Genomic DNA, 25572 nt, shown 5'->3' with positions numbered 1-25572 from the left:
GATGATAAACAGGAGAAAATTTATAACAAATGCAGCACTAAGCACTGCTGCCATCGGAACATTAAGCGCATGTGTTGATAATGGATACCCCGGTGCTGCAAAAAAAGAAACCGCTGCAAAAAAAGTAAAAAAACCGGTTATCATATCAACCTGGAATCATGGTATGCCTGCAAACGAAGAGGCATGGAAAATACTTGAAAAAGGAGGGACTGCATTAGATGCGGTTGAAGCAGGGGTTAAAACAGCCGAGGCCAATCCTGATGAGATGAGTGTCGGTTACGGAGGATTGCCCGACAGGGAAGGAAAAGTAACCTTAGATGCCTGTATTATGGATCATAATAGCCGGTCCGGGTCGGTAGCTTTCCTTCAGGGTATTATGCATCCGATTTCGGTGGCCCGTAAGGTGATGGAGGAAACACCTCATGTGATGCTGGTAGGTGAGGGAGCTAAGCAATTTGCATTAACACAGGGCTTTAAAACTCAAAACCTTCTTACGGAAAAAGCGCAGAAGGCCTATGAAAACTGGCTTGAAAATTCTGAGTACAAACCTGTAATCAATATAGAGAATCACGATACCATCAGTTCCTTGGCACTCGATGAACACGGTAACCTGTCAGGGGCATGTACTACCAGTGGTGCTGCATGGAAAATGCACGGACGGGTGGGAGATTCACCAATTATAGGAGCCGGATTGTTTTTAGATAATGAAGTTGGTGGTGCAGCTGCTACAGGACTGGGAGAGGCTGTGATCAGAACAGCAGGAAGTGCTATGGTAGTCGAATTGATGCGTCAGGGGAAATCACCGGCCGAAGCGTGTAAGGAGATTGTTGAGCGCATCTATAATTTGCATAGAAATCAACCTGAATTCGATTATCTGCAAGTCGGATTTATCGCTTTGAATAAAAATGGAGAGTATGGTGGTTATTGCCTTCGTAAAGGGTTCAATTATGCCGTTTATGACAAGGAAGAAGGTAGCCGATTAATAGATGCTGAATTTAAGATCTAAAACCTTACAATCAGGGCTTTAGCTGTGTTATTGGTCGAAATATTTTTTACCTTTAACGATATGCAACTATTTTTTATTTAAAATAAATTTATGACCACCAAAAAACACTTACCAAAAAAATGGAAATCACTATGGTTCTTTATAGTGCCATTTCTCTTTTTGTTTTTGTTTAAGATGTTTTTAAACAGGCCTTCGGAAGGAGATTTAAAGGTTATTAAATCTGATGAACATAATGGTTCAGAGGGGGCCGCAGCAGTTGGTGATGTTGGTTTACCTGATGTTATAGATTACAGCTTACACGTAAAACCTATTTTGTCTGATAAATGCTATGCTTGTCATGGGCCGGATGGTGGAACGCGTGAAGCTGATTTTAGAATAGACACAAAAGAAGGAGCCTATGCAGCCTTAAAGGATGATGCGCATGCATTTGCCATTGTTCCTGGAGATTTCGAAAATAGTATAGCCATGAAACGCATTTTTTCGGAAGACCCTAAAACGCAAATGCCACCTCCGGAATCGAATCTTAAACTATCCGGTAATGAAAAGCAAGTGCTTAAAAAATGGATTGAGCAAGGTGCGGTTTGGAGCGATCATTGGGCTTTTGTTAAACCTAAGAAAAAAGAGGTGCCAGGGGTTGGAAATACATCCTGGCCCAAAAATGAAATAGATTATTTTATCCTGGCAAAAATAGAGTCCGAAGGATTGTCTCCATCGGAAAAAGCCGATAAAGAAACCCTGTTGAGAAGAGTTTATTTGGATTTGACCGGATTGCCTCCAAGTTTAGAAGATATCGATGAATTTTTAAGTGACCAAAGTAGTGATGCCTATGAAAAGGTAGTAGACAAACTACTGGCTTCTGATGCCTATGGAGAACGAATGGCTTCCGGCTGGATGGATATAGCCCGCTATGCCGATAGTCATGGGTATCAGGACGATTTAGAACGCGTCATGTGGCCTTGGCGAGATTGGGTGATTCATGCGTTTAATGAAAATTTGCCTTATGATAAATTTATCAAATGGCAATTGGCAGGAGATCTTATGCCAAATGCTTCTATGGAGCAGATTGTGGCCTCCGGATTTAATAGAAATCATAAAATAACACAAGAGGGAGGAGTTATCGATGAAGAGTATCGCGTGGAGTATGTAGTTGACAGAACCAGTACTACTTCAAAAGCTCTAATGGGACTTACGATGGAATGTGCCCGTTGTCATGATCATAAATACGATCCGCTTTCGCAGGAAGAGTTTTACGGCATGTACACCTTTTTTAATCAACTTGATGAAAAAGGTAGAATTGAATATAATGAAACCCCGGCCCCTTTCATTACCCTTACGGATGAAGAGGTAAACGATAACTTGTCGTTCATTCAAATGCCTGATTCTGTCAATAAGATTGACTTGATGGTTATGAAAGACGCACCGGGATTGCGAAAGACATACCTGCTCGAAAGAGGAGTGTATGATGCAAAGGGGAAGGAAGTTTCCTTTAATACTCCCGAAAGTGTTTTGGAATTCTCAGATAAATTTGAAAACAATAGATTGGGATTAGCTGATTGGTTTTTTGATGATGATAATCCATTAACTTCAAGAGTCTATGTAAACAGACTTTGGCAACATATGTTTGGTGTTGGGATTGTTGCTACTTCTGACGACTTTGGTAGTCAGGGAGCTTTGCCTACCCATCCGGAATTACTTGACTGGATGGCTGTATCTTTTAAAGACAGCGGATGGGATATTAAAGCAATGTTGAAAAAAATAGCCATGTCTGCTACCTATCAACAGTCATCTAAAATAACACCAAAACTTTTAAAAACAGATCCGGATAATATATTGCTTGCCAGAGCGCCACGATATAAATTGCCTGCAGAAGTTATCAGAGACAACGTCTTGGCTACAAGTGGTCTCCTGGAAGAAAAAATTGGCGGACCTAGCGTTAAGCCATATCAGCCTCCGGGTTTGTGGGCAGAAACGACTTCCGGAGTTGGATTAACGAAGTATATACCTGATACAGGGAAAAGTCTTTACAGAAGAAGTTTGTATACTTTTTGGAAACGAACAGTACCGCCGCCATCGATGATAACTTTCGATGCTGCTACCAGGGATTTTTGTGAAGTTAAACGTCAAAAAACGAGTACGCCATTGCAGGCATTAGTACTATTGAATGATCCGCAGGTTGTTGAGGCTTCACGGGTGTTAGCAACCACGACCCTACAGAACGAAACCTTGTCCAGAGAAGAACGTATAAAACATATATTTAGAAGCGTACTTTCAAGATATCCATCCCAGAAGGAGTTGGAAAACTGCATCTCTTATTTAGATGACATTGAAGAAGATGGTGATAACTCAGAAGAGGCTTTTGCGATCCTGGAAATAGGTGTCAGAGAAATTCCTGCTGATATTTCCAAGCATCAATTGAGAGCTTATACCTTACTGGCAAACATGATCTTTAACCTCGACGAAGCGGTAACCAAAATTTAAGGCTATGAGTGAATTGTATAAGCATTTTAATCATAATAATCGGAGGCATTTTATTAAAAATGCCAGCTTGGCACTCGGTGGTCTCGCCATGGCTGCTATGACTGATCCGCTGAAGATTTTTGGTGCCAATTCAAATGCTCAGGCAATGCCTGATCTTGGAAACGGACCTCTTAATTTACCTCATTTTGCTCCAAAAGCTAAAAGAGTAGTATACCTTTTTCAAAGTGGAGGGCCATCGCAATTAGAATTGTTTGATTATAAACCCTTACTTCACAAACTTAGAGGAACTGATTTACCGGAATCAGTAAGGATGGGACAGCGACTAACAGGAATGACCTCAGGTCAGGCTAACTTTCCGTTGGTTGGAAGTCAATATAAATTTAATCAGTATGGGCAGTCAAGAGCATGGGTAAGTGATTTAATGCCTTATACGGCTAAAATTGCCGATGAACTTTGTTTTGTAAAAACGATGCATACAGAGGCTATCAATCACGATCCGGCCATTACATTTTTTCAAACGGGCTCGCAACAATCGGGAAGACCGAGTATGGGCTCCTGGATGAGTTACGGCTTGGGAAGCATGAATGATAACCTGCCTACCTTCTCAGTATTGCTTTCAAGAGGAACCGGTAGACTCAACGGGCAACCATTATATTCCAGATTATGGGGGAACGGATTCTTGAGTTCCTTACATCAGGGAGTGCAATTCAGAGCAGGGAAAGATCCTGTTTTATATCTTAAAGATCCTGATGGAATGTCGCGGGCAGAAAGACGTAAAATGCTTGACCACTTGGCTGAAATGAATCATTTTCAAGAAGAGAAGTTTGGAGATCCCGAGATCAATAGCAGAATAGCCCAATACGAAATGGCCTATAAAATGCAAACTTCGGTACCTGAAACGATGAATATAGATGATGAACCTGACCATATTTTTAGAATGTATGGTCCTGATTCATACAAGCCGGGGACTTACGCTGCAAACTGTATACTAGCGAGAAGATTACTGGAAAAAGATGTGCGCTTTGTGCAGTTGTATCACATGGGATGGGATCAACACGACAATTTACCGGGCCAAATCGAAAAGCAGGCGAAGGATGTAGATCAACCGACCGCTGCTTTAATTATGGATCTAAAACAACGTGGATTATTAGAAGATACCCTGGTTATTTGGGGCGGGGAGTTTGGAAGAACAAATTACAGTCAGGGAGTATTAACAGATACTAATTATGGCCGTGATCACCACCCTAAATGTTTCTCTGTTTTTATGGCAGGAGGAGGAGTGAAACCTGGCTTCACCTATGGTGAAACAGATGAGTTTGGATATAATGTGGTAAAAGATCCTGTGCATGTTCACGATCTTCACGCTACGATCCTGCATTTAATGGGCGTTGATCATGAAAGAATGACCTATAAGCATCAGGGGAGACGTTTCAGGCTTACGGATGTTGCGGGTAATGTAATTAATGATTTAATAGGGTAAAATGATGCAATCCGGAAGAAGAAGTTTTCTTAAAAAATCGGCTTTAGCCACAGGAGGTTTACTCACATTTTCACAATTAAGCAGTGCCTTCAGTATTGATAGAAATAACGATATAATTATAGGTCATAACAATCACCGCTACAAAGTTAACCTGAATTGGGGCGACCTCGACCCAGCCAAGACACCTGTAAAGGACTGTCATGAAATTGTTCAGGATTCTCAAGGGCGTATTGTAATGCTAACCAATCATACAAAAAATAATGTGCTCATTTATGATAAGTCAGGTAAACTTTTGGATAAATGGGGGACGGAATATCCGGGTGGACACGGACTAACCCTGGCCAAGGAAAATGGGGAGGACTTCCTGTTTATTACAGATTATGAACGTCACCAGGTTATCAAAACAACCATCGATGGCAAAGTGGTGATGACCCTTGATTGTCCGTTGGATACCGGTCATTATGCTCAAAAGGAGGCATACAAGCCTACGGAGACCACTGTGCTTGAGAACGGAGACTTTTATATTGCAGACGGCTATGGGAATCAGTTCATTTTGCATTATAATCATAAAGGAGAATTGTTGAACGTATTTGGAGGAAGAGGAAGAGAAGAGCACCAGTTTATAAATGCTCATGGTATCTGCTACGATAATAGAGACAAGGCGAATCCATGTTTACTTATAACAGCTCGCGAACAGAATGTGCTTAAAAAGTTTAGCCTGGAAGGTGAATATCTATCTTCAATTCCAGTGCCTGGAGCTCTAATCTGTCGTCCTGTAATTCACAATAATGAAGTTTATTTTGCAGTGTTAAAATCAAAGGAAGCAGCCAACGACGATTCAGGATTTTTGTTAATTATGGATGATCAGGATCAGGTGGTTTCATGCCCGGGTGCTACAAAGCCGGTTTACGAAAACCATCAATTAGATCAATTATACCAGACTATTAGGCTGTTTCAGCATCCTCATGATGTCTGTGTTGATGAAGATGATAGTATTTATGTGGCCCAATGGAATTCCGGACAGACATACCCTATAAAACTTACCAGAGTATGAAAAATCTAGTTGTTTTATTGGGTCTGTTATTGATGTCAGGCTGTAAGATCGATAAGGACTCCAAAGCTAATAAGTATTTACAATCGGAGGCCGTTGCCTTAGTTGCACCAACTTTGGTGGCTTCGAATTTGGTGATAGATTCTGTTGCCACCTTAAAAGCTTCACTACCTTATCCGGATGTTGAAATTCATTATACTTCAGATGGTACCGCTCCTGATGAAGCATCGCCTGAATATACAGGACCTATAAAAGTAACCAATCCCGGGGTCTATACTTTTAGGGCATACCATCCTTTTTTACAGTCCAGTGAAATAAGTACCGTTACTTTTTATAAGAGCGGGATTAAGGTTCGCGAAGTGTCAATGTTAAATGAAATCAATGCCAAATATCCTGGAAATGGAGTGAATACCCTAATCGATAATCAAAAAGGATCAAACAGTTATTCTGATGGTAGATGGATGGGGTTTGATGAAGATGTAGTCGTTGAACTGGAAATGCCATCTGAAAACAAAGCAACCAAAGTCATTATTGGTTATATGTCAGCTACGGGAGCATGGATCTTTTCGCCAGCTAAAATAACTGTTTGGGTTTCTGACGATAAGCAAGATTATACCCAGGTAGGTATGGTGGAGATTGAAACTGAGAAAAAAGGAGATGATACCGCCTTGAAAAATGTCGAAATTCCAATTAATAGAACAGGTAAATATTTTAAAATTAAGATAGAGAATCTAAAAGAAATTCCTCAATGGCATGATGGTAAAGGCACCAGAGCATGGCATTTTATAGATGAGATTATTATCGATGAATAATTTCCCCCAATGAAATTAAAAAGACACATATCAGTAATAGCAGGATTATTAATAGCACAAATAGCCTTCGCAGATACCGGCGATGCTGTTTCTGGTATTACAGGGTTTTTGGGAAGGCTGCACCCCATGATTCTACACCTTCCAATAGGTGCAATCTTGCTGGTTTTCTTTCTGGATGTAGCAGGAAGAGTAAAAAAAACATACCCAAAGGAAATTGTAAGGAAAGGTTTAGCTTTTAGTAGCTTCTTTGCAATTTTAGCAGCGGTTTTCGGCTATTTCTTATCCCTTGAAGGTGGTTATGAAGAAAAAACACTAAACCTGCATTTGTATACAGGAATCCTTACCGCTCTGTTGATTACAGTGCTCTTCCTGATGTCTTTAAGTGAATCCAGCGCTGTAAAAAGAAGTTTTTTTCCATGCTTTGTACTTACTCTTATAGCTATTACTGTGGCAGGTCATTATGGTAGTGTACTAACCCATGGCAGTGATTTTTTAACAGAACAGCTGCAATCAAAACCTGAACCTGATAAAGTTGCAACCGTAGACAGTTTGCATTATTTCAATGATATAGTGTATCCGATACTTGATAATAAATGTATCAGTTGCCATAACCCTGAAAAAAAGAAAGGAGACTTATCATTGAAAACAATGAGCGAGATCCTAAAGGGAGGTGAAAACGGGAAGGTTATTAGCGCAGGAGATTCAAAAGAGAGTATGCTGGTGAACGTTCTTCACTTGCCGTTGGAAGATGATCACCATATGCCGCCAAAAGGGAAAAAGCAAGTTACGGAAGAAGAGGCTTATTTGCTATCCTATTGGATTGATCATGGGGCTGATTTTAATAACAAAGTGGTAGCCTATCAAAAAAACGATACCATAAATAAGTTGCTTGAAGCCTATGTGGTGGAAGAAGAGGTGGAACCGGAAGAGGCTGATTTAGCTGATATCCGGGAATTAATAGACAATGGCTTTCGGGTACAGAAGATAGTGGCCGATAAATCGTTTTTAAGTGTAAAGTACCTCCCGAAAAAGATCGATAAAAATGCAATGCGTTTACTTGAAAATGTGGCAGAGCAGGTGAAGGAATTAGATTTAGGAGGGAGTGATTTTAATGATGATTTAGGGACTTATCTGGAGGCTTTTAAAAATGTAAGATTCCTTAAATTGGATAATACACTTATTACGGATAAGGTATTGGTTCATCTGGAGGAAATCTCCAAACTGAAAATACTGAATCTTCATAATACAGAAGTATCAGAAAAAGGATTGAGTCTTCTTCTCGAAAAGCTACAACCTGAAAAGGTGTATGTATGGAATACAAAAATGGATGATAAGGCATTGGCTATGATTGCCAAATCCAGCAATGTAGAACTTATTTCAGGGGTTTTTGAAGGATTTACTGAAGATGCTACTTTAAATCCGCCTGAGTTCAATAGTAATAAATCGGTTTTTTTAGATACAGTTCAGGTGAAACTCAGTAGCCAGGTTAGAAATGTCCAATTTTACTATACTACAGATGGCTCCGATCCGGATTCAGATTCAGAGCCAATGCCGGAAACATTGCTTATTGAGGAACCACTGATTTTTAAGGCAAAGGCTTTTAAAAATGACTGGTTGCCCAGCCCTGTTGTTACTAGAGAATACTTTAAAGTTAAATATGTAGTTGAAGATTTTCAACTTGAAAAAGAGCCCAATAAAAAATACCCCGGATCCGGGAAACTTTTTGATCTGGTTGAAGGAACTACAAGTTTCTCAGACGGTAAATGGGCGGGGTTTGAAGGAGATAATATGGTGGCGGAAATTACGCTGGGAGAAGCAAAAGAGCTCGAAAATATTACTATAAGCTGTCTGGAAGACGTTAGCAGTTGGATATTTTTCCCAAAATCAATTTCCGTTTATACCAAAGATGAAAACGGGAACTATACAAAGCTGAGTGAACAAGAAACAAGCCGTCGCGGCGATATTATGGAAGATAAGAAACAGCGCTTTACTTTAAACTTCCCTAAAACAGCGATCAAAAATCTAAAAATTGTAGTGAATAACTATGGTAAGTTGCCGAAATGGCACGATGGAGCTGGAAGCGATGCCTGGTTGTTTATAGATGAGGTTTTAATATGGTAAATAACAACTTAAATTAATATATGAAAGTGAATTTTAAACGTGTACTTATTTTAGCGCTGGCAGTTTTATTACAGGTGGGCTGCCAAAAACAAAAAACAACTTTTACAGAATCGGATATAAAAATCATTCCTCACCCCAAAGAGTTAACCCTTAACCAGGGATCATTCATCTTTGATGCTGATACAAAATTTGTAGTTACCTCAGATACCCAGTTACAAGCAGCACAAATATTGATTGACAGGTTTAAAACAGCTGCAGGTTTGGAGCTTGAATTAACTAAAGATCAACCTTCTTCTAATTTCGTTATTTTAAAAGATAATTCACAGCTTGGAGCAGAAGCCTATACATTGGTGGTTGGTGATGATAATATCGTTATAGAGGCTTCAGATTTAAGTGGATTTGTTTATGGTATAGAAACGTTAAGACAATTACTGCCGGTAGCCGTAGAAAAGAACACGGTAAGTGCAGATGTATCATGGGAAGTGCCAAACGTCAATATTGCTGATGCCCCACGATACAAATGGAGAGGACTTATGCTGGATGTTTCTCGTCATTTTTTTGAAAAAGATTATGTGATGAAGACCATCGATCGTTTATCATATCTAAAGATGAATACACTACACCTGCATTTGGTAGATGATCAGGGATGGCGCATAGAAATTAAAAAATACCCAAAACTGACCGAAGTAGGTGCTTACAGGGTTGACCAGGAAGATAAGCACTGGAATGCAAGACCCAGAGCAAAGGCGGATGAAAAGGGTACCTACGGTGGCTTTTATACCCAAGAGGATATAAAAGAAATAGTGGCTTATGCCGAAAAAAGAGGTATTACGGTTGTACCGGAAATTGAAATGCCTGCACACGTAAGTAGTGCGGTTGCAGCATATCCTTCTTTATCTTGTTTTGAAACTCCTATATCTGTACCATCAGGAGGTTTATGGCCTATCACGGATATTTATTGTGCAGGGAAAGAATCAACTTTTGAATTTCTTGAAAATGTACTTGTAGAAGTGATGGATTTGTTTCCTTCCAAATACATCCATGTAGGAGGAGATGAAGCAACTAAAACGAATTGGGAAAAATGCCCGCATTGTCAGAAACGAATCAAAGCGGAAGGACTTGAAAATGTAGAAGAACTTCAAAGCTATTTCATCAAAAGGATGGAACGTTTTATTAGTTCAAAAGATCGTATCCTTATTGGATGGGATGAAATTCTCGAAGGCGGTTTGGCTCCGGGAGCTACCGTGATGAGCTGGAGAGGTGTAAAAGGTGGTTTAGAAGCGTCAGAGCAAGGCCATGATGTAGTAATGACTCCGGGATCACATTGTTATTTCGATCATTATCAAGGGCCTCAGGATTCAGAGCCAGCTGCATGGGGCGGATATACGCCTTTGAGTAAAGTGTATGAGTTTGATCCAACTGTCGATGGGATGTCTGATGAGCAAGCAAAACATGTACTTGGTGGTCAAGCCAATTTATGGGCTGAATATATACCTGATACCGATCAGTCTGAATATATGATTTATCCAAGAATAGCTGCTTTGTCAGAAACACTATGGAGCCCTAAGGAAGGTAGAAGCTGGAATGAATTTACGACGCGGATTATTCCAATGTTCGATCGTTTTGCAGCTATGGGAATCAATTATGCCAAGAGTGTCTATACCATCAGGGAAGAAGCAATCGTCGATGAGGAAACAGGGGCTGTTTCGGTTTCATTAAGTAACGAAATTGAAGGTTCAGATATTCGATATGTACTTAATGACGGAGATTTAAATACAGATGCTGTTAAATATGATAAGCCAATTCAGATAACAGAGACTACCACCATAAAGGCATCTTATTTTGTAAACGATAAACCGGCAGGCAAGATTTTCGAAAAGAGCTTCAAATACCATAAAGCAGTTGGCAAAAAAGTAACTTATAATACAGAGGTGAATGACAGGTACCAGGGTACTGGTGCAACTACGCAGGTGAATGTATTAAGAGGTACCAAGAATTTTCACGATGGTCAATGGCAAGCATGGCTGGCAAAAGACATGGAAGTGGTTATAGATCTTGATGAACCTGCAGAGGTTTCAAAAGTTTCTGTGGGAGCGTTGGAAAATCAGGGTCCTGGAATATACTACCCAACCATGGTTGAGGTGTGGACTTCTGACGACGGACAGAACTTTGTGTCTGCGGGGAAAACAGAAAGAGCTTATGCTGCCACTGGAGATGCAACCATTAAAGACTTTGAGGTGACTTTTGAGAAAAAGAGCGCACGTTATATTAAGGTGAAAGCTACGAACCTGAAACAAACACCTACTGGTGGTGGCGTGTTTCTCTTTGTTGATGAAATTATAGTAGAATAAAAATGAATTTAAAGAAAATAACTTTAGGGCTTTTCTTTTTGGGTAGTATGCTTACGGCCCAAAAACAAGCCGTCGAATATGTGAATCCTTTTATAGGGACATCGAATTACGGAGCCACGAATCCGGGAGCAATAGCACCAAGAGGAATGGCGAGTGTTTCACCTTTTAATGTCGCCGGACCGCAAAATTTACCGCACGAAAAAGATAGTCGTTGGTTGTCAAACCCGTATGTGCATCAGAATACATTCCTTACCGGTTTTACACATGTTAATTTGAGTGGTGTAGGTTGTCCTGATCTTGGAGTGGTAATTACCATGCCAACAACCGGTGCGGTAGAAACCAATCACTTGAATTATGGAACCACCTATACGGACGAAAAGGCAACAGCCGGTTATTATTCCGTGAATCTGTCAAAATATAATGTAAAAGCAGAAGCTACTGCATCCACCAGGGTAGGTGTTACCCGATATACCTTTCCGGCTGGAAAGTCGAATATCCTTTTAAACCTGGGCTTAGGCTTAACCAACGAACAAGGAGGTATGGTAAAGATGGTTGCTCCTGATGAAATAGAAGGTTTTAGAAATGTAGGGTCTTTTTGTTATAATAGTCCCGAACAGGCATATCCTGTTTATTTTGTGGCTAAATTTTCAAAACCGGCAGAAGAATTCGCCATCTGGAATAAGCCTTATACATATGAGGGCGTTGAGGCGCAATGGATGGGCTACAATGGGAAGACGAGGATAATGAAAGGGTACACGCGAGAAGTTGTCGGAGATAGTATTGGAGCCTATGTTACCTATAATTTTGATAAACAGACTCAGGTGGAAGTGAAAATTGGAGTTTCCTATGTGAGTATAGAAAACGCCAGACAAAACCTGGAAAAAGAGGTGGGTGATATGTCTTTTGATCAAGTGTATGACAAAACGAAAAATGAATGGAATAAGGCATTGTCTGCCATAGAAGTTGAAGGTGGTACGGAAGATGAGAAAACTGTTTTTTACACGGCATTATATCATACGCAGATTCATCCCAATACCCTGAATGATTATAATGGTGAATACCCGGAAATCGGTACTGGAAAAATTGGTAAAACCAGTGGAACGCGATTTACAGTGTTTTCGCTTTGGGATACCTATAGAAATTATCATCAGTTAATGTCGCTATTGTATCCTGATCAGCAATTAAATATGGTGAACAGTATGTTGCAGATGTATGATGAAAATGGTTGGCTGCCTAAATGGGAACTAAATTCAACAGAAACCTTCACCATGGTAGGTGATCCTGCTTCTGTCGTGATTTCAGACACCTATTTGAGAGGGATTAAAGGTTTTGATGTTGACAAAGCATACGAAGCGATGCTTAAGGGGGCCAATCAGATAGAAAATAACCCGCTTCGCCCGGGCTTGGAAGAATATATAAAAAATGGGTATGTGAGTGTTGATAGTAAAATCGGAGGTCCCGTTTCCACTACGCAGGAATATAATATTTCTGATTATGCAATAGCTCAGTTCGCGAAAGCCCTCGGGAAGAAAGAAGATTATAAAACGTATTATAAGCGTTCTTTGTCCTATAGAAAGCTTTTTGATAAAGAATTTGAACTGCTACGTCCTAAATATAGCAATGGAGAGTGGTATAAGCCCTTCGATCCGAATAAAGGAGCAAATTTTGAGAAAAATGTAGGGTATATTGAGGGTAATGCCTGGCAGTATGCCTTTATGAATCCTCATGATATCAAAGGGAATATTAAGTTGGTTGGGAGTGATAAAAAATTCGTTACACAACTTGATAACATCTTTGAAAAAGGGCAATTTGATATGGCTAATGAACCTGATATTGCCTATCCTTTTTTATATAACTATTGTAAGGGATATGAGTATAAAGCCCAAAAAAGAGTTCATGAATTAATCGCGGAATATTTTACCAACAAACCGGCCGGACTTCCGGGAAATGACGACACCGGAACGATGTCTGCATGGGTTATTTATGCAATGATGGGAATATATCCCGTAACTCCGGCGGCACCAATGTATACGATTACCACCCCTGTTTTTGATAAGGTTACCATTCATCTCGATGAAAAGTATTATGACAATAGTACACTGGTAATAGAGAAACAAGGAAATGATGGAAATATCTCAGAAATAAAATTAGAAGGTAAAAACATCAGAAGCTTTTTTATCGATCACGATGAGCTGACCTCTTCCGGGAAAATGGAAATAATATTGAAATAAACTACCTCAGGCTAAGCCTGTGAAGTGCCTGCCTGAATAATAAATTCGGGCAGGTTAGCATAAAAACAAACAAACAGTCCGACATTAGTTCCGTGAAATCTCGTAAAGGATTTATAACAAGGACAAGCGTCGGTACATTTTGAAGCTCACCTGGTGAGTAAAACAACCAACAAACTAATGAAAAAACTAAGCTTTATAGTCATCTTTTTAGGGGTATTTTGTTTAAATGGACAAAACAAATTTCCCTATCAGGATGCCTCTTTACCAGTAGAAGAACGCGTACAAGATTTATTAAAAAGGATGAGCCTTGAAGAAAAGGTGCGTCAGATGGATATGTACCGGGGTGAGAATTTTAAAACGGATGAAAAATTCGATAAAAAGAAGACCGTCGGGCATATAAATGATTTGGGAGTAGGTGCAATACACGATATCTACCCAAGATCAGCTAAAATGATTAATGATCTACAAAAACATGTCATAAAGAATAACCGATGGGGAATACCTGCGCTTATCATGTGTGAAATGTTACATGGATATGTGGATGATGGAGCCACTGCATTTCCTATGAATATTGGTTTAGGTGCAACCTGGGATGCTGAATTGATGTATGAAGTCGGACGGGTAATAGGAACCGAAGCACGAATCAGAGGTGTGCATTACGGCCTGGGACCGGTTTTAGGAATTGGTCGTGAACCGCGTTGGGGGCGTGTAGCCGAAACTTTTGGTGAAGACACCTATCAGGCTGGTGAAATGGGACTCGCTATGATAAAAGGAATCCAGGGTGATACTTTGGCTTCTTCTACTTCTATAATAGCGGAGCCAAAACACTTTGCAGTACACAGTTATCCACAAGCCGGAGGAAATTCATCACCGATAATCGTAGGTGAACGTACAGCCAGAGAAGATTTTTTACCCGTTTTTGAAAAAGCCTTTGTCGAAGGAGGAGCACTTGGAACAATGTGCGCCTATACTGAATTAGATGGAATCCCTTGTGCAGCAAACGAATGGCTGCTTACAGATGTGTTGCGAAATGAATGGGGTTTTAAAGGTATCGTTATTTCAGATCTGGGAGCTATTAAATATGTGCAGACGACGCATTATGTAGCTGACTCTCCAAAAGATGCGATTAAACAATCTGTAGCAGCAGGGGTTGATATGCAGTTCTATGATTTCTCTAATGAGTTTTGGCAAAAAACGCTTGTTGAATTAGTGAATGAAGGAGACTTGAGTATGGATGCCATCGACAGAGCAGCAGGAGGTGTTTTAAGACTTAAGTTTTTGTTAGGATTATTTGAAGATCCATATACAGATGCAAAACTGTTTGATAAGCTGTATCATACGGAAAAACACCAGAATATTGCATTACAGGCAGCTCAAAAATCGGTGACCCTGTTGAAAAATGATGGGAACTTATTACCGTTTAATGATGATGTTAAATCAATAGCAGTTATAGGACCTAATGCCGATGAAACCCGTCTTGGAGGATATGCGGTAAGGAATAAAGAAGCGATTACAGTACTAGAGGGAATCAAAGAAAAAGTAGGAGATAAGGTGAATGTGTTTTATGAGGAGGGTGTTCCTTTGATCATAAAAGGACAGATTATTTCTTCAGAAAACTTGTGGACTCCCGATGAATCCTCGAATGGCCTTAAAGGAGAATATTTTGACAATAGAAGCCTCAAAGGTGAACCTGTTTTAACCAGAGTTGATGATGAACTTGAATTCGATTGGCCATGGTCTCCCGGAGAAGGAGTGCCTGATGATCAATTTTCGATTCGATGGACTGGCTTCTTAAAGCCAACCATCTCTTTTGAAGGTTGGCTGGGCTTAAGTTCAGATGATGGTGTGAGAATGTGGGTCGACGATAAACTTATCGTCGACAATTGGACCAAAGGATCTACGAATATAGTAACCTATCCCATGAATTTTGAAGCAGGTCGAAAGTACAAAGTGCGTATCGAAATGTGGGAAGGAGGCTGGGGAGCCCGTGCACATTTGAGATGGAACCTGAAAAAAGTTGATTTCAATCCCGCAGTTGCTATTGCTGAAAAGGCCGACGTAGCGGTGGTGGTAATAGGAGAATCAAGAGAGCTTGTGGAAGAAAACCGGGATGTGGCAACTTTAGATCTGCATGGTAAACAATTAGAATTGATACAGGCCATACAAAAGACCGGAACACCTGTGGTTTGCGTGCTGCTTAATGGCCGTCCGTTGTCTGTTAACTGGATCGATAATAATGTGCCATCTGTGCTGGAAGCCTGGTTTCCGGGTGAAAAAGGGGGGCAAGCTATAGCAGATGTACTCTTTGGAGATTATAATCCTGCAGGAAGGTTGTCCATTACCGTACCGAAATCTGTAGGACAGTTGCCGATATACTACAATCAAAAGCCATCGGCTATTCACAGGTATGTGGAAGAAAGCGAAGATCCTCTATATCATTTTGGATATGGCTTAAGTTATACCACATTTAACTACGACAACCTTAAATTAAGTGCTGAGACCATTGGCAAGGATGAGAGTGTGGAGGTTTCCGTAAATGTTTCGAATACCGGCGGCTATGACGGGGAAGAGGTTGTTCAGTTGTATATAAATGATGTATATTCTTCCGTAACAACCCCACGTAAAGCTTTAAAGGGCTTTAAACGTGTGTTTATCAAAAAAGGAGAAACGAAGGAAGTGATATTTGAACTTACTCCCGAAGAACTGGCAATCTGGAATAGAGATATGAAAAGAGTGGTTGAACCCGGTAAGTTTCAGGTAATGGTTGGAGGAAATTCAATGGATACTATAAAGACATCATTCGAGGTGACTAACTAAAAAAATATAAATTATGAAGTTGAGATCTTTCAAAGCATATCAGTTATTATTACTGCTGTTACTATTGGTATCCTGTAGTAAAGACAAGTTGGTCCTTATTGACAAAGGACATACTGATTATACGATCGTTTTGGATGAAAAAGCTTCAGAAGAAGAGAAAAAGGCGGCAGCGGTTCTTCAGGATTACCTTCAAAAGATTACTTCGGTAAAGGTTCCTGTGAAATTGGGAACAGAAGGAGTGAAATCAATTTATTTGAAAACCCTTGATGGGGATAATGAAGAAATAGGCGTAAGATCAGAAGACCAGGACCTGGTTATTTATGGAGGGTCTGATAAAGCGCTGATGGATGCAGTATATGTGTTTTTAGAGCAGTATTTGGGTTGTGATTGGTATACCCCGGATGTTGCAAGTATTCCGGAGATGGAGAACGTGGTTCTTGATAAGAACCTGAATTATGTATACCGTCCTGAAATAGAAGTTAGAACGGTGCATTCAAGGCTTTTTTATGAAAATCATACGTTTGCGGATGAACATAAAGTGACCAAAAAATCATTTCCTTTTTATGTTCCTGAAGCCAGGGTGCATACGTTTCATAAATTTATTCCGGAAGAACAGTTTTATAAAGAGTACCCTGAGTATTTTGCGCATAGAAATGGTAAAAGATTGCCGACCCAATTGTGTTTGACTAACCCGGAGGTATTGCGGATTGTAATTGATTCGGTAGCATCGCTATTTGAGAAGCATCCGGAAGCTACGGTAGCATCTGTGAGTCAGAATGATAATCAGCAGTACTGTGAATGTGATGCCTGTAAAGCAATTGACGAAGAGGAGGGTAGTCATGCCGGTACCATGATTCGGTTCGTCAATAAAGTAGCGGAACGATTTCCGGACAAAACCATTTCAACATTGGCCTATCAGTACACCCGTAAACCTTCTAAAACAAGGCCGAATAAAAACGTGCTGGTAACCCTGTGTTCTATTGAATGTGATAGAAGTGGCTCCATTGAAAATAAGTGTGCAGCTTTTGCAGAGGATTTAAAGGGGTGGGGCAAGTTAACGGATAAAATTCGGATTTGGGATTATACAACCCAGTTTACTAATTTCTTAGCCCCCTTTCCAAATATCCATACACTACAGCCAAACATTAAATTGTTTAGAGATAATAACGTTAAATGGGTGTTTGAACAACATAGCAATAACCCAAGCGAATTGTTCGAATTACGTTCTTATGTAACGGCTAAATTATTATGGAACCCTGATCTGAATTTAGATAGTTTGATGACAGTGTTTACAGATGGTTACTATCAGGAGGCCGGAACCTATATAAAGCAATATGTCGATACCATACATAAGGGAATACAAGATGATAAGGATTTCTTCTTGTTTCTGTATGGCGATCCTTCACAGGCTTTTTCTTCATATTTGAATCCTGAAAAGCTAAAACAGTATACAAGTATTTTTGATGCTGCTGAAGCAGCTGTAAAACATAAACCTCAGGTGCAAGAGCGAGTGAAAGCAGCCAGATTGGGAGTAGATTATGCCGTTTTAGAAGCATGTCGCAAAGGGATTTCTGAGGATTATTCATTAACTAATAAATCTGAGGCAGAAGTAAATCAGGCGGTAGTTGCTTTACTCGATAAATTTAAGTCCACTTGTGAACATTGGAATATAACGATGATGAATGAGATGGGGTTTACGGTAAATGAATATTGCGATGCTTATAGAAAAGCCATTGAGGTGGCGAAACAGCCTAATATCGCCAAAGGAAAAAAGGTGGTGCTGAATACGAAACCTAAGAAATATGCGAATGAGGATCCGCAGACCCTTACCGATGGAGCATTGGGTGGGAATAACTTTTATGCGAATTGGTTGGGTTTTGAAGGAAATGACCTGGATGCAGTTGTTGATCTGGAAGAAATGAAAGATATCAGTACCGTTTCAAGTGCCTTTTTACAAGTAACCAACCATATAGTCTTCTATCCTTCAAAGGTTAGCTATTATGTGTCGAATGACGGGGTGGAATTTAAAAAGATTGGTTCGATTCAGAATCCGTTGTCTCTCAATAAAGAAAGCAAGATAAATGATATCCAGCACTTTAAGTTGAATTTTGATCCTGTGAGTGCGCGGTACGTGAAAATAATTGCAGAAAATTTAAAGGAAGCGCCTTACTGGCATCATGCAGCAGGTTTGCCGTCCTGGATTTTTATAGATGAAATAATAATTAATTAACTTTTACTTTAATGATGAAAATTACAAAACTCTTTGTGTTGTTTTTGGTGTTGCTCGGTATGCAGTTGGGTATTGCCCAGGCTGTTTATGAGGATGAGCGTTATGTGCCCGAAACAGATCCGGCAGTATTAGAAAAATTAGATGAATGGCAAGATCTTAAATTTGGACTGTTAATGCACTGGGGTGCGTATAGTCAATGGGGTATTGTAGAATCCTGGTCATTGTGTCCGGAAGAATATGGTTGGTGTGAACGCAAAAAAGGTTCGAATCCGGAAAACTATTTTGCTTATAAACAAGAATACGAAGACCTTCAAAAGACATTTAATCCTGTGAAGTTTAATCCTGAAAAGTGGGCGAAAGCTGCCAAAGATGCAGGAATGAAATACGTGGTATTTACTACGAAGCATCACGATGGATTTTCAATGTTCGATTCAAAATATACAGATTATAAGATATCTGGAAAAAATTCTCCGTTTGCATCGAACCCCCGATCTAATGTGGCAAAAGAAGTCTTTGAAGCATTCAGGGCACAAAATATGTGGGCAGGAGCTTACTTCTCTAAACCTGATTGGCATTCGGAGTATTATTGGGACCCTTATTTCCCTCCAAAAGATAGAAATGTGAATTACGATCCAAAATCATATCCTGAGAAATGGAATAGTTTTGTCGATTTTACACACAACCAAATCCTTGAGCTTTTAACAGATTATGGCGATATAGATATTTTGTGGTTAGATGGCGGATGGGTTGCCAAGACACCAAAGTCTGAGATCACAAGCTGGTATGATCATCAGTTAAAAAATGACGAAACCGGTTATGTCAAGCACCGTATCATCGATCAGGACATCAAAATGGATGAGCTGGTAGAAAAAGCTCGTGAAAAACAACCTGGATTGATTGTAGTAGACAGGGCGGTTCATGGCAAAAATCAAAATTATTTAACTCCTGAGAACAGAGTTCCTGAGAAGCCATTACCGTACCCTTGGGAATCATGTATTATTTCCGGAGGTGGATGGTCCTGGAGTCCAAACGCCAAATATATGTCGGGAAGAGAAGCCGTTCATATGTTGGTGGATATCGTGGCTAAGGGAGGAAATCTATTGCTTAATGTGGCTCCAAACCCGCAAGGAGAGTGGGATCAGGGAGCGTATGACCTTTTAGAGGAAATTGGAGCATGGATGGATATTAACAGCGAAGCCATTTATGGAACAAAACCGATGGCGCCATATAAATTTGATAATATATGTTTAACCACCAAAGAAGACGGATCAGTTTATCTGATATATCTCGTAGGAGAAGATCAGAATGAAATTCCTACAACGATTGACGTACCGTTTGTGTTGAAAAATAAAGCAAAAGCTAAAATATTAGGAGTTAACGCCAAATGTCAAATTATTAAGACTAAGAAAGGGGCCAAGATTATGATTCCTGAGCGTACTACAGAAAAATTAAAGAGTAGTATTTCTTTTGTTCTTAGGATTAAGTAAAAAGACTGTTAACTTTTAAGGTTATATTTAAAGCTTTAAGATTTGTATATGAAAGCTGAATAACGAAAACGATGTCGCTTTCGTTATTCAGCTTTTCTGTTTTGTTGTCGGTCGAAAAACTTTCTGATAAATTAACTTTATTATAACATTTATACCTGTGTCTTAAATTAGAGAACATTGGACACAATCAACCAATTTAAATTAATTAATAAATAATTGAACAAGTATGTGTAAAAAGCTACTAACCTTTATGGTGTTTATGTGCTTCTTGTCTGGTCAGGCAATTTGGGCGCAGAACAAAACAGTTACAGGTACAGTTACCGGATCTGATGGAGTTCCCCTGCCGGGAGTTACTGTCATGGTAAAAGGAACTAGTACCGGAACTTCAACTGATTTTGACGGGAATTACTCATTAGCAGCTCCTTCAGACGGAGTGCTGGTTTTTTCTTATGTTGGTTTTACAACGCAAGAAGTTTCAGTTGCTGGGAGAGCAAATGTAAGTGTTTCCTTGATGGAAGATACACAGCAACTAGATGAGGTTGTGGTAACCGCTTTAGGGATTAAAAGAGAAACCAAAAAGCTGGGTTATGCTATGACTGAAGTCAAAGGAGAAGAGTTAGCAAAGACTAACACGGTTAACCCTGTGCAGGCGTTACAAGGGCAGGCAGCAGGTGTGAGTATTGGAGCTTCTGATGGAGGTCTTTTTGGTAATTCAAAAATTCAGATCAGAGGAGTTTCTGCCTTGAACTCTAATAATAACCAGCCGATATTTGTTATTGATGGTGTTATTCTAGAAAATGGTGTTTCTAATGCCAGTGCTGACTGGAATGCTGATTCTAATGATTTTGGTAACATTCTTAAAAACTTAAACCCTGATGACTATAAAAGTGTTTCAGTATTAAAAGGTGCCGCCGCAACAGCGCTTTATGGATCAAGAGGTCTGAATGGGGTTATTTTGATTGAAACCAAAGACGGTTCAGCTTCAAGAGGAATCGGTGTTTCAGTAAAACAATCTGTAGGTATGGATGTTGTATACAATCAGCCGGATATTCAATATGAATTTGGTCCGGGTGCGTTAGCCGGTTATACGGATTATGGTGATACTGACGCTGGTGGCAACTACTACAGGTTTTCGACAGACCAATTTTATACCAATGACGATGGAGTTGCAACGATTATAGGTCATCCTTGGGGGTGGGCTGGTTACGGTCCTCGTTTTGATGGAAGGCCAATGGTTGACTATGACGGGAATGTAACAACTTACAGTCCTCAGCGAGACAACTTATTGGATGCTTATGATACTGGGTATAATACCAATACCTCTATTTCGATGAGTGGCGGTCATGAAAACGGAAATTTTTATCTTTCTTATTCCAGGAACGAAAGAACCGGTACATTGGCAAACAATTCTTTTAATAGAGACGCGATGATGTTTAGAGGGGCGCATGAATTAACAGATTGGTTAAGAGCAGACGCTTCAATTTCTTATACAATGTCTAAGTCGAGAAATCCTAGAAATGATATTTCCCAATTTTTCTTTGATGGTACTTGGAATAATACATATAACACAAGTAAATATAGACAGCGCCAATATTGGCAAGCAAATCATGGTGGGGTACCAAGCTCAAACTTTAATGATGAAAATGCTTTTGCTCCTAACAGGAGTTTATGGTTTGCATACGGAATGAATGATAACATCCGTAGAGAAGAAGTAGTTCGTCCAATAGTTCGACTTACCGCTAATGTTAATGATTGGATGACAATTACTGCAGAAGGTAATATGAATGCTTATCATGTGCGTAGTGAAATTAAAAATTTAGGACAGGGATATCAAAATGAAGGAGGTTATTATGAGCTTCGTCATGACAGAGATATAAGCAAGACCGGGAAATTGACCGTTAATTTTCAAAAAGAATTGAGTGATAGTTTCTCAGGACAATTGTTGTTAGGTGGGGAAATCTGGGATCAGGAAAAGTCATACAACAGGTCCTATACTGATGGAGGGCTTATTGTTCCGGGTAAATATTTTATAACCAACTCTAAAAGAACTCCGCGAACAGAAGCGAGAATTTTAGGTACCAAGCAGATTAGTTCGCTTTATTTCTTGTCTAGTTTTGATTATAAAGATCAGGTGTTCCTAGATATTACGGGAAGAAATGACTGGTCTTCTGCATTGGTGTATACTAATGGTGAGGGTAACTATTCATATTTCTACCCTTCAGTTAGTACTTCCTGGTTGTTTACTGAAACATTCGATACTCCGGATTGGTTTTCATTTGGTAAGTTAAGGGCTTCCTGGGCGCAGGTAGGTAGTGATACTGATCCTTATACTTTAAACAGAGCTTACGATTTAGGTACATATGATATGGGTGGATCTTTCGCTTATACTAATTCGGTTAATACCACTGCTATTGATAAATCAATTGAGCCGGAAAGAAAAAATTCGTATGAAATAGGAGCTGATTTAAGATTCTTTGATAACCGATTTGGGATAGACTTTGCTTATTATAATGAAGAAATTACCAATCAGATTGGTGGTATTCCGATCCCTGCCGAATCAGGGTTTGGAACGTTGTTTACCAATATTGGTACATTATCAAATTATGGTGTTGAATTGACCCTTACGGGAACGCCTGTAAAAACTAAAGATTTTGAATGGAATACAACTTTTAATTATTGGAATAATACTACCAAGATAAAAGAGATGCATGAAGATCTTGGGGAGTTTAAAAGACTAGGGGGAGATATCGGATATGGTAATTTCCGAGTAGGGTCTGTAGCCTTTGAAGGAGGTGAATATGGAGTTTTGATGAGTGATAGTAAGCCTAAAACATGGCAGTCTGATGATGCTAATGATCCAAGAAATGGAATGCCTGTTTTTGTTTGGAGTGATTCCAGAAGAGGTGCTTATTACGAAAGAAGTTACGAGGTAGAAGAAGTTGGTAAAATTCAACCTGACTTTGAAGGATCGCTAAATAATACCTTTAGGTATAAAGGTTTAACATTGTCTGTATTGCTGGATGCCCGTTATGGTGGTCATATTGCTTCGTATTCTAATAGATATGGTACTGCCTATGGGTGGTTGGATACTTCGTTAAGAGGGCGTACACCTGAATATGGAGGAATGTCTTGGACATCACAATATTCAGATAGTCAAGGACAACAATTCAGTGACGGAATAATCCCTGAAGGGGTGTTTGCAGAAGGGCAGACTGTTACAGCACCTAATGGAAATACTGTTGATGTAGGAGGAATGACTTATCAGGAGGCTTACGAGGCTGGTCATGTAGAGCCAACACATGCAAGTTTTTATAATTACTTCACAAACTCATGGGGGCAGGGAGTAGTCAATGATGACTGGTTTAACGAGGTGAAATATATAGCGCTTAGAAATATCTCATTAGGTTATAATTTACCAAGAAACATTAGTGAGAAAATAGGTGCCAGAAATTTTTATGTAGGCGTTAACGCAAGAAATTTAGGATATTTATACAATTCTTTGCCAAATAATCTTAATCCTGAAAGTTTTAGAGGTACTTCTAGTACAGAGTCATATAGAGAGAGAGGATTTGTTCCGTATACGGCTTCTTATACTATGACAATAGCAATTGATTTTTAATCTATACAAAGAAGATGAAAATGAAAAAAATATATAAAATGTCACTGTTGGCCTGTATGATGATACTGGCAATAGGATGTGATAGAGAAGATTTTGCAGATCTTAATACCAACCCTTCGGATGTGTCTGAACCTGATATCAGATTTTTGGTAGCTAAAACTGTTGAGTTGATGTATAATAATGATTATACTGTTTGGTTCTACAATAATTTTGACTATGTATATCCATGGAGTCAGATTACCGGAGAGGGTGTTGGAAATGGTGAAGAGGTGGTTGAGATGGGACCCTTTGGGAATCAGTCACTTTATCCGGCGCTAATGGCGAATGCAAGAGATGTTCAGTTTAAAGTTGATGAGATGGAAGATAGAGCGTCAATGCAGGCTATGAGAGCTATGACAATACCTTCGGTAATACATACATATCTTTCGGTGTCTGATAATATGGGCTATTTGCCGTACACAGAAGCTGGTTTAGCAGCTTACACTACCCCGGCTTTATTAAGACCTGTTTATGATAGCCAGGAAACACTTTTTAATACTTGGTTACAGGAGTTGGATCAGGCTATTGTAGCATTTACATCATCTGATCAAACAGACATTGGAGAACAAGATGTTGTGTTTAACGGAGATTATGCGAAGTGGGCTAAATTTTGTAATCTTTTGAAATTAAGAATTGCGGCCAGGCTGATTAATAAGGATAGAGCAAAGGCGTTACAGATTGCCGAACAAGTTGCAAATTCTTCAGTAGGTTATATGGATAATTTAGCAGATGATTTTATCTACAGGAGAGATATCAATTATTTTGGTACAGGGAACGGAACACAGCCTGGTGTGGGTGGTAAGAATCTTGTAGATTTCTTGGTAGCTAATAAAGATCCGCGTGTACGTTTTTTATTTGATAAAAATGATTTTAATGGCGAAGTTGTTCAGACTTTTATAGATAACGGAAAAGCATTGCCTGCTTATGTGGAGCAATATGTAGAATATGATGTTGATGGAAATTTTGCAGGTTGGACAGGTCCGGGAGAGCCTTGGGTAAGATATTTTGGAGCTCCGTTATCTCCTGACAAAAGGTTTGACTCTGCATATGATGAATATTTTAGACAGGGTGAGTTAAATAGGATTACTTTGAGTGTAGATGGTAATACTTATGAGAAGACCTATTCATCCACTTCAAGTTATCTCGAAAAAAATGTGAGAACTGGAATTAACTACATATACCCTACTACGGTTGGGCCAGATGCTAGATATATAGATCAAGGAGTAGAGTATCCGCCATTAAATGTTTTATTAGGCTCTTCTGCAGAGGCAAACTTATACCTTGCTGAATTTAAGTTGCTTGGTGCAAATGTTCCTGGTGATGCGCAGCAATATTTTAACAGGGGTGTTGAGCTTTCTGTACAGCGAATGGACGCTCTAGCAGCAAATAATGACCATCCTTATTATGAAGCTGATCCTGTTTATGAAGATGGGGCAATGGCTGAGGCAGGAGCTACTAAATTAAGAGCTGGAGAGGTGACTGACTTATTGTCACAGCCAGCTTATGACCTAAGTACAGATGGATTAGAAAAGGTGTATATTCAACAGTTGATTAACTTTGCTATTACTCCGGGGGATGTGTTTACATTAACCCGACGTTCAGGAATTCCTAAAACAGGTAGTGCGTATTTCCCGAGAGAAGCTTTATTGGCATCAGGAACGGAGTTGGTTATACCTCGTCGTTTCACAATAGGAACGCCAACTGAGGATAATGCTAACTACGAAAACTACGTTAACGCAATTCAGGAGCAAGGTTTTTCTACAGGTACGAACAATCCTTCAACTTTAAATACTGAAAGGATATGGTTTGATAAGGAAAACCCTAATTATGGTGTTGGGCCAAACAACTAG

The 25572-nt window shown here is 39.6% G+C and carries 13 protein-coding genes; all 13 read left to right on the top strand.

What is annotated here, in order from left to right:
* The first annotated feature begins 1 nt into the window (after nt 1).
* Complete coding sequence (locus tag MQE36_RS02375; RefSeq protein WP_242937604.1) at nt 2-1006, top strand: glycosylasparaginase; 1005 nt, start codon at nt 2-4, stop codon at nt 1004-1006.
* 90 nt (nt 1007-1096) lie between these two features.
* Nucleotides 1097-3484 carry a PSD1 and planctomycete cytochrome C domain-containing protein gene (locus MQE36_RS02370; RefSeq protein ID WP_242937603.1) on the top strand — a complete coding sequence of 796 codons (2388 nt, stop codon included), beginning with the start codon at nt 1097-1099 and terminating at the stop codon, nt 3482-3484.
* Nucleotides 3485-3488: 4 nt separating this feature from the next.
* A complete protein-coding gene (locus MQE36_RS02365) occupies nt 3489-4964 on the top strand; it encodes a DUF1501 domain-containing protein (RefSeq protein WP_242937602.1) in 1476 nt (491 codons plus the stop codon).
* Nucleotide 4965: 1 nt separating this feature from the next.
* Nucleotides 4966-6018 carry an NHL repeat-containing protein gene (locus MQE36_RS02360; protein ID WP_242937601.1) on the top strand — a complete coding sequence of 351 codons (1053 nt, stop codon included), beginning with the start codon at nt 4966-4968 and terminating at the stop codon, nt 6016-6018.
* On the top strand, nt 6015-6827 hold the full coding sequence (locus MQE36_RS02355; RefSeq protein ID WP_242937600.1) for a chitobiase/beta-hexosaminidase C-terminal domain-containing protein: 813 nt from the start codon (nt 6015-6017) through the stop codon (nt 6825-6827). Before MQE36_RS02360 ends, MQE36_RS02355 begins: the two co-directional genes overlap by 4 nt.
* A gap of 9 nt (nt 6828-6836) precedes the next feature.
* Nucleotides 6837-8948 carry a c-type cytochrome domain-containing protein gene (locus MQE36_RS02350; protein WP_242937599.1) on the top strand — a complete coding sequence of 704 codons (2112 nt, stop codon included), beginning with the start codon at nt 6837-6839 and terminating at the stop codon, nt 8946-8948.
* 20 nt (nt 8949-8968) lie between these two features.
* A complete protein-coding gene (locus MQE36_RS02345) occupies nt 8969-11299 on the top strand; it encodes a glycoside hydrolase family 20 protein (protein ID WP_242937598.1) in 2331 nt (776 codons plus the stop codon).
* Nucleotides 11300-11301: 2 nt separating this feature from the next.
* The gene (locus MQE36_RS02340; RefSeq protein WP_423242471.1) at nt 11302-13530 is read left to right on the top strand and encodes a GH92 family glycosyl hydrolase; all 2229 of its coding nucleotides are present in this window, start codon (nt 11302-11304) and stop codon (nt 13528-13530) included.
* Nucleotides 13531-13707: 177 nt separating this feature from the next.
* Nucleotides 13708-16347 (top strand): glycoside hydrolase family 3 protein, encoded by a 2640-nt coding sequence (locus MQE36_RS02335; RefSeq protein WP_242937597.1) that lies wholly within the window; start codon nt 13708-13710, stop codon nt 16345-16347.
* Nucleotides 16348-16360: 13 nt separating this feature from the next.
* Entirely contained in the window at nt 16361-18577 is a 2217-nt protein-coding gene (locus tag MQE36_RS02330) for a DUF4838 domain-containing protein (protein WP_242937596.1), read from the top strand.
* Between the two features lie 11 nt (nt 18578-18588).
* Complete coding sequence (locus MQE36_RS02325) at nt 18589-20064, top strand: alpha-L-fucosidase (protein ID WP_242937595.1); 1476 nt, start codon at nt 18589-18591, stop codon at nt 20062-20064.
* A gap of 226 nt (nt 20065-20290) precedes the next feature.
* Nucleotides 20291-23683 (top strand): SusC/RagA family TonB-linked outer membrane protein, encoded by a 3393-nt coding sequence (locus MQE36_RS02320; protein WP_242937594.1) that lies wholly within the window; start codon nt 20291-20293, stop codon nt 23681-23683.
* A gap of 20 nt (nt 23684-23703) precedes the next feature.
* Nucleotides 23704-25572: a SusD/RagB family nutrient-binding outer membrane lipoprotein gene (locus MQE36_RS02315; protein ID WP_242937593.1), complete on the top strand. Its 1869-nt coding sequence runs from the start codon at nt 23704-23706 to the stop codon at nt 25570-25572.

Source organism: Zhouia spongiae, from assembly GCF_022760175.1.
GTDB classification, from domain to species: domain Bacteria; phylum Bacteroidota; class Bacteroidia; order Flavobacteriales; family Flavobacteriaceae; genus Zhouia; species Zhouia spongiae.
This window is presented reverse-complemented; position numbering and strand designations above follow the sequence as displayed.

Excerpts from the sequence above, each read along its gene's own strand:
- MQE36_RS02350 (WP_242937599.1), top strand. The coding sequence starts at position 6,837 with ATGAAATTAAAAAGACACATATCAGTAATAGCAGGATTATTAATAGCA.
- MQE36_RS02345 (WP_242937598.1), top strand. The coding sequence starts at position 8,969 with ATGAAAGTGAATTTTAAACGTGTACTTATTTTAGCGCTGGCAGTTTTA.
- MQE36_RS02360 (WP_242937601.1), top strand. The coding sequence starts at position 4,966 with ATGATGCAATCCGGAAGAAGAAGTTTTCTTAAAAAATCGGCTTTAGCC.
- MQE36_RS02325 (WP_242937595.1), top strand. The coding sequence starts at position 18,589 with ATGATGAAAATTACAAAACTCTTTGTGTTGTTTTTGGTGTTGCTCGGT.
- MQE36_RS02365 (WP_242937602.1), top strand. The coding sequence starts at position 3,489 with ATGAGTGAATTGTATAAGCATTTTAATCATAATAATCGGAGGCATTTT.
- MQE36_RS02375 (WP_242937604.1), top strand. The coding sequence starts at position 2 with ATGATAAACAGGAGAAAATTTATAACAAATGCAGCACTAAGCACTGCT.
- MQE36_RS02320 (WP_242937594.1), top strand. The coding sequence starts at position 20,291 with ATGTGTAAAAAGCTACTAACCTTTATGGTGTTTATGTGCTTCTTGTCT.
- MQE36_RS02370 (WP_242937603.1), top strand. The coding sequence starts at position 1,097 with ATGACCACCAAAAAACACTTACCAAAAAAATGGAAATCACTATGGTTC.
- MQE36_RS02330 (WP_242937596.1), top strand. The coding sequence starts at position 16,361 with ATGAAGTTGAGATCTTTCAAAGCATATCAGTTATTATTACTGCTGTTA.
- MQE36_RS02340 (WP_423242471.1), top strand. The coding sequence starts at position 11,302 with ATGAATTTAAAGAAAATAACTTTAGGGCTTTTCTTTTTGGGTAGTATG.
- MQE36_RS02335 (WP_242937597.1), top strand. The coding sequence starts at position 13,708 with ATGAAAAAACTAAGCTTTATAGTCATCTTTTTAGGGGTATTTTGTTTA.
- MQE36_RS02315 (WP_242937593.1), top strand. The coding sequence starts at position 23,704 with ATGAAAAAAATATATAAAATGTCACTGTTGGCCTGTATGATGATACTG.
- MQE36_RS02355 (WP_242937600.1), top strand. The coding sequence starts at position 6,015 with ATGAAAAATCTAGTTGTTTTATTGGGTCTGTTATTGATGTCAGGCTGT.